The sequence below is a fragment of the Pseudomonas sp. SJZ077 genome, assembly GCF_007993905.1.
Lineage (GTDB): Bacteria > Pseudomonadota > Gammaproteobacteria > Pseudomonadales > Pseudomonadaceae > Aquipseudomonas > Aquipseudomonas mandelii.
Window position 1 is genome coordinate 40,394 of sequence record NZ_VIUJ01000006.1, and the last position, 12,013, is coordinate 52,406.

Annotated in this window: 10 protein-coding genes, 2 tRNA genes and 2 pseudogenes; 3 read left to right on the plus strand and 11 right to left on the minus strand. The window is 57.2% G+C overall.

The window, feature by feature from the left end:
• Positions 1–4: 4 nt before the first annotated feature.
• From FBY01_RS11430 to FBY01_RS11440, 3 genes and pseudogenes are all read right to left on the minus strand, one after another.
• A complete protein-coding gene (locus FBY01_RS11430; protein WP_145307819.1) occupies positions 5–2,203 on the minus strand; it encodes an LTA synthase family protein in 2,199 nt (732 codons plus the stop codon).
• Positions 2,204–2,529: 326 nt separating this feature from the next.
• Positions 2,530–2,764: pseudogene (locus FBY01_RS11435) on the minus strand (methyl-accepting chemotaxis protein); the annotation flags it as partial.
• A gap of 128 nt (positions 2,765–2,892) precedes the next feature.
• A complete protein-coding gene (locus FBY01_RS11440) occupies positions 2,893–4,488 on the minus strand; it encodes a lactate dehydrogenase (RefSeq protein ID WP_145307817.1) in 1,596 nt (531 codons plus the stop codon).
• Between the two features lie 376 nt (positions 4,489–4,864).
• Here FBY01_RS11440 and FBY01_RS11445 point away from each other — a divergent pair.
• Both FBY01_RS11445 and FBY01_RS11450 read left to right on the plus strand, forming a co-directional pair.
• Positions 4,865–4,938, plus strand: a tRNA-Cys gene (locus tag FBY01_RS11445).
• Positions 4,939–5,100: 162 nt separating this feature from the next.
• Positions 5,101–5,187, plus strand: a tRNA-Leu gene (locus FBY01_RS11450).
• 86 nt (positions 5,188–5,273) lie between these two features.
• Here FBY01_RS11450 and FBY01_RS11455 read toward each other — a convergent pair.
• Positions 5,274–6,110 (minus strand): NAD(P)H-binding protein, encoded by an 837-nt coding sequence (locus tag FBY01_RS11455; RefSeq protein WP_145307875.1) that lies wholly within the window; start codon positions 6,108–6,110, stop codon positions 5,274–5,276.
• A gap of 155 nt (positions 6,111–6,265) precedes the next feature.
• On the opposite strand from FBY01_RS11455, the gene FBY01_RS11460 reads away from it, so the two are divergent.
• Positions 6,266–6,985, plus strand: coding sequence for a TetR/AcrR family transcriptional regulator (locus FBY01_RS11460; RefSeq protein ID WP_145307815.1), 720 nt, complete (start codon positions 6,266–6,268; stop codon positions 6,983–6,985).
• Between the two features lie 107 nt (positions 6,986–7,092).
• On the opposite strand, the gene FBY01_RS11465 is transcribed toward FBY01_RS11460, so the two are convergent.
• The 7 genes and pseudogenes from FBY01_RS11465 to modA all read right to left on the minus strand — a co-directional run bounded on the left by FBY01_RS11465 (position 7,093) and on the right by modA (position 11,973).
• A complete protein-coding gene (locus FBY01_RS11465) occupies positions 7,093–7,377 on the minus strand; it encodes a hypothetical protein (protein ID WP_145307813.1) in 285 nt (94 codons plus the stop codon).
• A 304-nt stretch (positions 7,378–7,681) separates the two neighbouring features.
• Positions 7,682–7,912: a hypothetical protein gene (locus FBY01_RS11470; protein WP_010460746.1), complete on the minus strand. Its 231-nt coding sequence runs from the start codon at positions 7,910–7,912 to the stop codon at positions 7,682–7,684.
• Between the two features lie 115 nt (positions 7,913–8,027).
• Positions 8,028–8,249 carry a hypothetical protein gene (locus tag FBY01_RS11475; protein ID WP_010460745.1) on the minus strand — a complete coding sequence of 74 codons (222 nt, stop codon included), beginning with the start codon at positions 8,247–8,249 and terminating at the stop codon, positions 8,028–8,030.
• A gap of 72 nt (positions 8,250–8,321) precedes the next feature.
• Positions 8,322–9,363, minus strand: a pseudogene (locus FBY01_RS11480) (DNA topoisomerase IB).
• Between the two features lie 78 nt (positions 9,364–9,441).
• Complete coding sequence (gene modC / locus FBY01_RS11485; RefSeq protein WP_010460742.1) at positions 9,442–10,521, minus strand: molybdenum ABC transporter ATP-binding protein; 1,080 nt, start codon at positions 10,519–10,521, stop codon at positions 9,442–9,444.
• A gap of 3 nt (positions 10,522–10,524) precedes the next feature.
• The gene (modB, locus tag FBY01_RS11490) at positions 10,525–11,205 is read right to left on the minus strand and encodes a molybdate ABC transporter permease subunit (protein WP_145307811.1); all 681 of its coding nucleotides are present in this window, start codon (positions 11,203–11,205) and stop codon (positions 10,525–10,527) included.
• Positions 11,206–11,973, minus strand: coding sequence for a molybdate ABC transporter substrate-binding protein (modA, locus tag FBY01_RS11495; RefSeq protein WP_145307809.1), 768 nt, complete (start codon positions 11,971–11,973; stop codon positions 11,206–11,208).
• Between the last annotated feature and the right edge of the window lie 40 nt (positions 11,974–12,013).

Genomic DNA, 12,013 nt, shown 5'->3' on the forward strand with positions numbered 1-12,013 from the left:
TCGACTAGCCCTCTGCCTTGTCGATATTCGTGGGTAGGTCGTCCTGCCCCGGTAACTCAGTAATTACACTGAAGTCACTTACCTCAACGGCCCCCAACCCGTAGCCCAGCAAGTGAAAAGAGAACGCCTTGCGCGGCTGCGGATTGTCGAAACTGAAGTGCATCTCCAATGGCTGATCCGCAGTGACAATCATTTCTGCGGGGAGGCCCAGTGGGACATCCTGTTCCCGCTCCTTGGCCTTGAGCAGAATGTAGGCATCCTGTTGTGGATCTACCGAGCGCACGGTCAGACGCACGCGAGTGAGTGAGCCCTTTGGCATTTCCAGGTACTGCGCGCCAATGAGGTTATCGGCCCAGTCATCCTTGATCGCTGTCTGAAGAGGGATGATGGCGGAACTGCCGAACTGGTAGTGCTGGTTCAAGGGTGTGCGCAGCAGCGAATGATCCAGCGCCGTCGCTCTGGCTGCGATTTGGCGGGCGCGCTTGCCTCCGTACTGACCAGTCAAGGTCGCATGTTCCGCGATGAAGCCTGGGCTGGCGTAATTCCGGCAGCGCTGTTGAAAGTCACACTCGGTCAAGGTGCCCTGACCATTGTGATAGCGCAGCTTGTCGTTGGTGAACGACATGATTTCGCGGCCCGTTTCATAGTCGCGAAACAGGGAGCGACCGCTCAAGGCTGGGGGGAAGGGCAAGGCGAAATAGTCGAGTATCGAGGCACTCAGATCGACATGCCCGTAGATCCCGGACTTCACCTTGGGCAACTGATCCTGCTCGGGCGCGAGCATTAGATTGAAGCCCCAAGAGGACGCCAGGCGCACTCCATCGATACCGTGGGATTCATCCGAGGTGATCACCACCAGGGTGTCTTTCAAGACTCCCTGACGTTCCAGGCCGTTGAGGAATTGCCCAAGCGCATCATCCAGATACCCGACGGCGGCCTGCTTGGGTGTGTCGTAGCGCTCCAGGTAGTCTTCAGGAGCCGAATAGGGCTGGTGGGTGCCAACGGTCAGTAGCGTCAGCATCCACGGTTTTTTCTGTTTTTTCAGCTGGCCAACGTACTCAAGGGCTCCTTCGAAGAAGGCCTTGTCGTCCTTGCCCCAAGGGAATTCCAGGTAGTTGCTGTTGGTGAACCATTCCAGTCCATGAGTGGCATCGAAACCGATGTGCGGCATGATCTTGTCTTTTGCCATGAAACGCAGGCCCGCACCCTGGAGATAGTGCGTGGCGAATCCGTTCTGTTGTAACTGGGCTGGCAGGCACGCTTGATTGCGTTCGCTCTGGGTCAACATTTCCACCCCCTTCGGCGTGCCGTTGTCCAGTTTGTCGTAATCGCCACACAGCATTGCATACAGACCGCGAATGGTTTGGTGACTGTGAAGGACGTAGTCCGGCGTATTCATGCCGCGCTCTGCCCATCGACTGAGATTGGGCATGAGATTTTCCTGATAGCTGCTGTGCAAGGCTTCGCGATTAACACCCACGTAGGCGCCGGGAATACCTTCCAGTGCGATGATCAACACATTCCGCGCCCGCCCGGGAGCGGCGAGCAGTTTCTGTCCGTCCAGATCGAGTTGGGTGAGTCCCGCCATTTGTGGAGGGACATCGACAACATCACCTGCCAACCATTCTTCAGCACTTGACTGAACGTCTCCAACGCTCGCGGACAGTAACTGATGCGGGAGGTTGAACAAGCGCCAAGGGTCTTCGTCGGTGGGGTAGAGGTGCTGGGCGCCCCAGTGGCCGATCAACAGCAGCAACGGTGCTGCCCACACGCTACGTGGTAAGGCCGGAATAGGTTTGGAGCGGCCCATCCACTGCGTGATCAACCAGATCGCCAGTCCAAAGCACAGGGTGGCTGCCAGCCATGGCTGGGCGAAACCACCGCCGGCAGAGTTTTCCAGAAATTGAGGGTCAATCAAGTACTGCAGGTCTGTGGCGTTTGGAAACCTCCCGACCGCGCTGACGAGTTCAGCAGTCGCCAACGTCATAATTCCCCAAACCAGCAACACCGGCAGCGCTAACCACCAGGGACGACGCTGCAGGGTGACGATGAGAAGACTGGCAATTCCCAGATCTGAAAGGTAGCCGAGTGGACTCGACCAACCCAGTGCCGCACGCAGGCATAGAGGCAAGATCAGGACCAATCCGATCAGCGCGACGAGGCGCGCATAGGGTTGTCGTAACCAGTGACGGATAACGTTCACAAAAAGACCTTCCAGACATTAAAGCTTCATACAAGTGTGCTGAATGGTATCAAGCGATGGCAGGACTGGTCGGGACATTCGAATAGGAAGAGGGGTACTGAAACGGTGGGTAGCCTGGATAATGGCCTGCCGGCTAAAGGCTTCAGCTCTTGACCCCCGTTCCAGAGCCCTGCATGAAGGGTGTTAATGCCGGTTGATGGTCGTGAACATTAACTGTTTCAGGCTGTTTAACGTGTTCCGTCCGATTGCGGGCGGACGTGCGCACGGCCACAATGCCGGGTGACGAGAACGTTGTAATTCGCCACACTTTTGGCTTTTGTCTGTGGTTAAACTATAAATCGAGTCACCATTCCACTTAGATCAACAGCCAGCCGTGACAACTCATTACTGGCCGCACTGGTTTGATTGGCACCTGCTGCAGACTGAGTCGACCAGATTACGATCAACCTCTCTAGATACTTGTGCCTGTTACTCCGAAGCGCTTGCAATGACCAGATTTCGCTCGTTGATCTGAGAAATAGGCTCGGTTATCTGTGTTAAAGAATCACCCGCGGCATTTGCCAGGTATTTCTCCGCACCGTCCCGCTCAACAAGTTGGCTCATCGTGCATGCCGTCGGTAATAACAAGGGCAGGTCATAAATCTGCCCCAGACCTGGTATGAGTGACTCTCTCTCGCTCGGTTGACGGGTCAATCCTTGATTTCACTCGGATCGCTGACCAACATTACTTTGTCCTGGATAGCGGCCAAGGTGTATTCGAGAAATGACCTGCCTCGTCCCAGATTCGCCGCCTTATCCTGCTGCAGTGCCTGTTGCAGAACGACGAGAAGATTCTGCGTCTTCGAGGATGAGGCAGGCGTCAAATTGTCTTCTTCCAAATTCCCCTTTACGTATTTGGCAATGCGAGTGGACTGGCTTGCCGAATGGCTGATGGAAGCCTCGACCAACTCACCTTCGGCATAACCGATGCGGCTCGTGCTGCTGGCCTGATCGTTGATCTGGTAGTACAGGTAATTCTGCGATTCCGAGTCCGTCGTCAGTTCCAGCTTTTGCCCGGCATACAGAGGCTTATGGTACTGGGCTGTCAGATGGGATTGCTGATCCTGAACAAGCGTGCGATTGAGCCGATTCGCACCTTTGGATTGCGTGGATTGGGACACGTCATAGCTGAATGAATCAAGTTCGGCAGGCCGCGCAGGATTGCCGTTTACAGTCTTCTCGGTGACCGTCGCACTGAAATCGGCCAGGCCGGTAAGCATGCTGCGGTCGGTGTCTGTCAGGTAGTTCGAGCCTGGGGGCTGCCGCACGGTTGCGGCGAGGCTTTCCGAGTAATTTGTGTGAACGGCCTTAAATGCACTATCGAACATCGACAGCAGGTGTCGGTCGCCGTCGCCTCGGTCGCGCGCCGCTTCTATTTGACGGATGTACCCCTCAAGCGCCTTGGCCTTCTGAGTGCTGTTGCCCAGAATCGCAGCATTTTTCAAGTCCACGGCTATGTTGAGATCGCCCGATGCGCCCTTCATGCTTACCCGGCGCTGGCTTGCATCGGCATGCAGCTCAAGGGTCTGCATGCTGTCATCGCTGAGCTTGAATCGTGTCACCAGATCGACCGAGGAAAACACCTTGGAGTCGAACTGAATCAAGGTGTCCAGTTTGAGTTGCGGAGGCACCGCAGTGAGCCCTTGAATGGCCGACTCAAATCCGTCTGCCATTGCGCCCAGCGCAGCAAGTTCTTCTTTGCTGAGATCACCACCCTCGACCTGCGCCTGTACCGCCAGCGCATTGTCCTGACTGGAGAGGGTCAGTTGGATAGTTTTGCCACTCGCTGTATTCAGCGTGAGGCTGATGGAGTTATCTGCGATGCCACTATGGAGTTTGGCTTGGGCAGCCGCCAGTTCGCCAGCTTCAAGAGGCCTTCCAGTCGATGAGCGAAGGACTGACTGGGAAATGTTCTTGTTGGTCTCAGCCAGTTGCAAAAGCAGCGATGCGCCCAGATTTTGGAACCGGCCGGCCGTCGACGAACTTCCGAAATTGCCCCTCATGTGCAAGGACACTTTGTCATGCTGCGTGTATTCCCAGGAAAGCGGTGCGACAAGCTGCGCTATCCCGCCCCGGGAGGTATACGTCAGTGCATCGACGGCTTTGTTATCTTGCAGCAAGGTGACTATCGACGAGGGCGAATCAGTGACGGCTGTTGATTCGATGGGATTGCCGATGGGCACGGTGGCCACCACTTTAGCGATTGCCAGTGGCTGGGGGGCGGAGATTGAAGATATCAGGGTCACGGCAGCTCCATGCTCATTAAGTTCCTACCTCACTAGTCGGCGGTGATAGTGACAACTTGAGGTCCGATCCCGGAGGTACTACCGGAAAACGACAGCCTTGCAGGGATCAGATACCAAGCCAGTCACCTTATGATCAGTCTCTTGTTGCCTGGCAGGGCACAAACACCCGGGGGCCAACAAAACTTGCTGCCAGAATTTTTTTTGAAATCAAGGGGTTGCCAGCCTCAGGAAATGAGTACATAATTCACGCCATCGAAAGCACAGACGGCTGAAAAAGCTCAATGTTTTCAAGGAGATAGAGCGTGAATCATAAGCTCGTTTCCTGTTCCAGGTTTGTACACATTTGATGTTGCGCTACATGACATCAGATGTTTGAGGCCGAGTAGCAAAATGGTTATGCAGTGGATTGCAAATCCACCTACGCCGGTTCGATTCCGACCTCGGCCTCCACTATAAACAAGCTCCGTAGATCTATGATTTACGGAGCTTTTTTATTTGCGCAACCTTGCAAGATTTTGTCTTGAAAAGGGGATCTGCGAACTTGCTTCACCGGGGCGGGATGTATATATTTCGTCCTCTGTTGCACAAGCCAGACAGCTTCACCGCGCTACCGCCCGAATGGCGAAACTGGTAGACGCATGGGACTTAAAATCCCCCGCTCGTAAGGGCGTGCCGGTTCGATTCCGGCTTCGGGCACCATACATATCAAAGGCCTGCATGAGGAAACTCATGCAGGCCTTTGTCGTTTCTGCTCCGCAATTCTTGATAGATGATCCTCGTCAACCTCAAGCCTGGTTCTGCCAGATTTTTGTAGCAGCGGTGCGCCGAACATAATCGCTGAAGTCGCGCGCGGGCCGGCCAAGTGCGCGCTGAACGCCATTGGCTAACGGCGTGTTGCGACCGTCGAGCACCGTGGTGAAGAGATAAAGCACCAGGTCAATCGACTGCGCAGGAAGTTGTGCCTGCTCCAGTGCCTGACGATATGCATCCGGCGGTACGGCGACGAAACTGATCTCGCGCCCGGTCCCTTGAGCAATCTCATCGACCGCTTGGGCAAAAGTCAGTGCCCGTGGCCCGGTCAATTCATAGAGTTGGCGTGAATGCCCCGGTCGGGTCAGTGCCTGGACTGCAATTTCGGCAATGTCCTCCACATCGACGAAGGGCTCCGCGATATTGCCGACGGGAAGGGCCAGTTCTCCTTCAAGAATGGGCTCCAGAAAATGCGCCTCGCTGAAGTTCTGGAAGAACCAGCTGGCCCGCAGGATCGTCCAGTCGACACCGCTGTTTTGAATGACGCGTTCGGCTTGTTCCGCTACAACCTCGCCACGTCCAGACAGCAGAACCAATTTGCCGACGCCACGATCGACGGCCAGGTTGGTAAACGCCTGGACAGTATCGAGGGCGCCCGGAACGGCGAGGTCCGGTTGATAGGAAATGTAAACAGCGTGAACGCCATCAAGCGCCGCATCCCAGGTCCGTCGATTTTCCCAGTCAAAGGGAGGATTCGCGCCGCGAGAACCCGAGCGCACGGGCAATCCTGCGGCCTGGAGATGCTGGGTGATCCTGCGCCCTGTTTTACCGGTCGCACCGAGAACGAGGAGGGTGTCCTGAGTGGTTTTCATCGCGTTCATCTCCATCGGGTTAATGTGAGAAATACTCACGTTAAGAAGATGATAAACGCTCATGTTCTACCGTCAACCAATGTTAAGGAGGAAACCGACATACGGATGCAACCACTTGGGGGCGTTCTCGGGTGGTGCTAAGGTGAGTGCTTGTCATGTTATTGATCGGAATCACGCCAGTGCCAAAGAAAGCTGCCACCGGGCTCGAGCAACCTGTTACGGAGCCGACCCGCCGCAATCCCACGCAACAACGCAGTCGCGAGCGGCAGGAGCGAATCCTGGCGGTGGCGACGCAACTGATCGCAACCAAGGGCAGCGACCAGGTAAAAATGAGCGAAATTGCCGAATGCTCGGAGATCTCGATCGGATCGCTTTATCAGTACTTCCCTGACAAGAGCTCGGTCATTCGCACACTGGCCGAGCGCTATAACGCGGCAAGCCGTCGTTGTATCGAAGAGGCGCTGGTGACGGTGCAAGATGCGCAAGGGTTGGCGGATGCCTATTCGGACCTGCTGGATCAGTATTACGAGATCGTTCAGGCCGAACCTGCGATGCGTGATATTTGGTCAGGCATGCAGGCAGACAAGCAGTTGCTGGCGTTGGAGCTGGAGGAGAGTCGAGTGGCGGGCGGCTTGCTGGCCGATGCGATGCTGCGGGTGTTTCCAGGCAGCGATGCGCAGCGGGTTGCTGATTCTGCCTTTCTGATCTGGCAGCTAGGTGAAGCGACTATGCGACTGGCCATTTCTTGTGCGCCCGAAGAGGGCCGGCGGTTGTTTGAAGCCTTCAAGCGCATGTCGCTCGCTGAAATCATGGAGCCGGCGAACTTGAACACGTGCGACTCATCAACAGACCTGTCAGGGCCAATTCCCCTGTGAGAGCGAGCCGGCTCGCGATGGTTGAAGGTCAGTCACATCAATGTTGAATGTGCTGCCCTCATCGCGAGCAGGTTCTCTCCCGCATGAGATCTTTCCTGGCGCAGTTTTTAAACGAAAGGCTGGCCGGTAAAACCACGGGGTAACCTTTGCAATCCGGCCATGGCGGTCAACCGTTGTACCCAGGCGGCGCGCCAGTCATTGGCGGTGTGAGTGACTTTGGCCTTACGCGCAGCACGGCGTGCTGCGTTACGTTCGGCTTTGCGCGCGTCCTTGAACGCGTCGGTGTTACGGCAGCTTCTGCACTTTACGCGGGTCAATTCGCTGGTCGATGTGAGATTGCTGCCTTTGTGACCGCAGGCCAGATGCCCGTTGACTTTGAAGTGAGTGACCATGGGACGTCTCCTTCGTGACGTGTGACTGTTTGACCTCGAGCTAATGAAGACGTTCGTTGGCTGCCCAGCGGGCAAAAAAATGGCCTGCATGCGGGCAGGCCAAGGGGTTCATCAAAGGAGTGAACCCACTGTAGGGTGTGTGTTGTGAACGTTACGTGAAAAGAAGTCACAAAAAATCCCGGCGTCCGGCCAAGTGGGGTGTGGAGAAAAAGATAAGCAGACAGGCAAGGACGCGCTGACGATCAAGTCGCCGTTCACACGTCCTGGATCAGGCCCTGTTCTTGAATCGCGCGCCCAGATCGAATCATCTGAACCGCGGAAGAGGCGGGTCGACAGGTTTTAACGAAGACAGGGTGTTTCGAATCAGTGGCGCGTCTTTTTCAATGTCGTTCAGGCGGTCACGAATTCTGAGGGCTGTCGGATGCCCTCCTTGATGATCTACCCAATCGGCAATCTCCTTGCACGCAGCGGCAAGTCGAGCCTGGCGGGAGTCGAGCAGGGTAAGCAGGGTGGTGATGGACTCTTTTTCGGACATGGCAAACACCTCCGTTCAAGAAACCTGACAAATAGCAGCAAAAAGCCCGCTGGGTGCGAGCTTTCTGCCGATGGGGTCGCTGGTCCTTCAGCTGATTTCAGTATAGACCCGGACTTCAGGCTTGTCGGGCCGTCACTTGTGACCTGGTATTGAGCTGCCGGCATTCACGTTGGGCATCTTCTTCAAGATCAAAGCCGTCACCGATAAAGCCACGGGTGCGGGTATCTTCAATGCGATACCAGACGGCGGCGTCGGGTGGCGGGTGGCCGGATTCTCCGGCCCGGCGGCCATGAATGATGATCTTGTTGCAACGCTTCACAACGAAAATGTCTTCCATGGCGTCACCGCAGCTGATTCATGTCCACATCAACTATAGAAGTTCTTTGCAATCGTGCAAAAAATGGACGGGTCATTTCGTCGATTCTGCCTCAGCGATCATTTTCTCCAGATACATGGCGAGCCCGACTTCTTCTGCCCTGAGACCTTTACGCAGTCTCGGCCGCGGCAGTTGGGCCAAGGCGCCGAGCATAAAACCTTCGAGCACCGCCGGGTGGATGTAGCACTTGCGGCACACGGCCGGGGTGTTACCGAGTTGCCTGGCAACGTTCTTGACCATCTCGACCACATGCCGTTTCGCGTCCGACTCCGGCTCCCACTGCAACTCACGCAGCACCGACAACGCCAGGACGCTCCCGGCCCATGTCCGATAATCCTTGGCCGTGAAGTCGGCACCGGTGAGGGTTTGCAGGTAAGCATTGACATCTGAGGAGCTAACGGTGTGTCGCTCGCCATTTTCGTCCAGGTATTGGAAAAGGTCTTGCCCGGGAATCTCCAGGCAGCGCTTGATAATTCGCGCCAGGCGTCGGTCTTTCACGGTGATCTGATGCTCGACACCACTCTTGCCGCGAAACTGGAACAGGATCGCGCTGCCGTTGACCTCGACGTGACGGCTGCGCAGGGTGGTCAGGCCATAGGAGCGATTTTCCCGGGCGTATTGCGTGTTGCCGACCCGGATCAGCGTCGCATCGAGCAAGGTAATCACGGTGGCCATGACTTTATCTCGGCTGAAACCCGGAGCGTCCAGCAGCGTTTCAAGCTGTTTGCGCAGCTTCGGCAGTGCCAGGCCAAAGTCCCGCAGGCGTGAGTATTTATCGGCATCGCGCACTTCGCGCCAACGCGCGTGATAACGGTACTGCTTGCGACCGCGAGCGTCACGGCCGGTGGCTTGCAAATGACCACGTGGGTCGGCGCAGATCCACACATTGGTATAGGCCGGCGGCACGGCAAGGGCGTTGAGGCGCCTGATTTCGTCGGGATCGGTAATGCGCTGGCCCGAAGGATCGAAGTAGCAGAATTTGCCGCGCAAGCGTTTGCGGGTGATTCCAGGCTGCGTGTCGTCGACATAGTGCAGGTCCGGGTGGCAGCGCATCGGGCAGCGCGGTATCGGGCATGGCAAAAAGTCCTTGGCGACGAAGTCAGGGGGCCTGTACAGCCATTGACCGCGTCCATTCGCCGTGGTGCCGACGAATTTACGCCAGCACGGCCACCGCTTTGATCTGCGCCCAGAGTTGCTGGCCGGGGTGCACGCCCAGTTGGTCCCGGGAGTAGCGGGTGATGCGTGCCAGCAGCGGTGTGCCGGCCGCATTCAGGCGGATCAGCACGTGGGCGGCGTTATCGGCGCCGATTTCGCTGATCACCGTCACCGGCAAGCGATTGAGGATGCTGCTGTGCTCGACGCCTTGCAGGCTCAGGCTGACATCCCGCGCCTGGACCTTGCAACGTAGCGCCTGGCCTTGGGTCATCGGAGCGTGCGCCACGCGAATGCTCAGGTCGGTATCGGGCAGCTGCAGCGTCAGCAACTGATAGTGCGGGTCATAGGCGCTGACATGGCCTTCAATCACCACGCCCGCATCGTCGCCCAGCGCCAGGGGCAAATCGAGACGCGCCAGGGTTTCGCCGATTGGTCCGCTGGCCAGCGCTTTGCCGTCGCTGAGCAGGACGATGTGGTCGGCCAGTCGGGCGACCTCATCCTGTGAATGGCTGACGTACAGCACCGGGATATCGAGTTCATCGTGCAGGCGTTGCAGATAAGGCAGGATTTCGTTTTTGCGCTGGCTATCCAGCGCCGCCAGCGGTTCGTCCATCAGCAACAGTTTGGGGCTGGTGAGCAGCGCGCGGGCGATGCCGATTCGTTGCCGTTCGCCTCCGGACAGGTGCTGCGGATGGCGGTCCAGCAGATGACCAATGCCCAACAGTTCAGTGGCATGCGCCATGTCAACCCGGCGTTGCTGCTTGGGGATGCGCTTCAGCCCGAACTCCAGATTGGCCAGCACCGAAAGGTGAGGAAACAGGCTGGCCTCCTGAAAAACATACCCAAGCGCACGTTTATGCGGCGGTACGAAAATCTTCTTGTCACTGTCCTGCCAGACTTCATCGTTGACCTGAATAAAGCCCTGTTCGGCCTGCTCCAGACCGGCGATACAGCGCAGGCACGTGGTCTTGCCTGACCCGGAATGGCCGTAAAGTGCCGTTACTCCGCGGCCGGGCAATTGCAGATCCACCTCCAGGGCGAATCCTGAATAAGTCAGTTTAAGGCGCATATGAATCATCGATCAGCTCCAGCCCGCTTTGGTTTTACGGCTGGAATAGAGCGCCACCAATACGGCAAAGGAGAACACCAGCATTGCCCCGGCGAGCCAATGGGCCTGGGCATATTCCATGGCTTCAACGTGATCGTAGATCTGCACCGAGACCACGCGGGTCTTGTCGGGAATGTTGCCGCCGATCATCAGCACCACGCCGAACTCGCCGACAGTGTGGGCGAAACCGAGAATGGCCGCGGTGATGAAGCCGGGGCGAGCCAGCGGCAGAATTACGCTGAAAAAGGTGTCCCATGGATTGGCGCGCAAGGTGGCGGCCACTTCCAGCGGGCGGGTGCCAATGGCGGAAAAGGCGTTTTGCAGCGGCTGGACCACGAACGGCATCGAGTACAGCACCGAACCGATCACCAGTCCCGCAAAACTGAATGTGAGCGTGCCGAGCCCCAGGGACTGGGTAAATTGGCCGACAAAGCCGTTAGGGCCGAGCGCCAACAACAAGTAAAAGCCAATCACCGTGGGCGGCAGGACCAGGGGCAGGGCGACAATTGCCCCGACCGGGCCGCGCAACCACGAGCGTGTGCGCGACAGCCATAACGCAATCGGAGTGCCGATGATCAACAGGATAACCGTCGTCAGGGACGCCAGTTTCAGGGTCAGCCAGATGGCGGAAAAGTCGGCACTCGTCAGCGTCATTTAGAGTTGGTAACCGTAGGACTTGATAATGGCGACGGCTTTCGGCCCCTTGAGGTAGTCAGCCAGTGCCTTGGCGGCCGGGTTGTCCTTGCCCTTGTTGAGGATCACCGCGTCTTGTTTGATCGGGTCGTGCATGTCGGCCGGGACGATCCAGGCCGAACCGCCGGTGACTTTGCCGTCTTTGTAGATCTGCGACAAGGCCACGAAGCCGAGTTCAGCGTTGCCGGTGGAAACGAACTGATAGGCCTGGGTGATGTTCTGGCCTTCAACGAGCTTGTCTTTGACCTTGTCGGTCAGGCCCAGTTTGGCCAGCACCTGAGTGGCGGCAAGGCCATAAGGCGCGGCTTTCGGGTTGGCGATGGAAAGGTGCTTGTATTCGTTCCTTTTCAACACATCGCCCTTGGCATCGACGTAATCCTCCTTGGCTGACCACAGTGCCAGCGTGCCAACGGCGTAGGTGAAGCGCGAACCCTTGACGGCGTCGCCTTCAGCTTCGAGTTTTTGCGGGGTGGTGTCGTCGGCAGAGAGGAACACTTCGAACGGCGCGCCATTCTTGATCTGGGCGTAGAACTGACCGGTTGCACCAACGGAGGTGACCAGTTTATGCCCGGTGTCTTTTTCGAAATCGGCGGCGATGGCCTGGATCGGCGCGGTGAAGTTGGCGGCGACGGCCACCTGGACTTCGCCTGCCTGAGCGGAGCCGAACGCGAAGACGGCGAGCAGGCTTGCGAGGCAGGTCGGGGCAAAACGTGAGGCACGCATGGGCATGAAACGGCTCCGTGATAGGCGAATGCAACGAGGGGGCGAA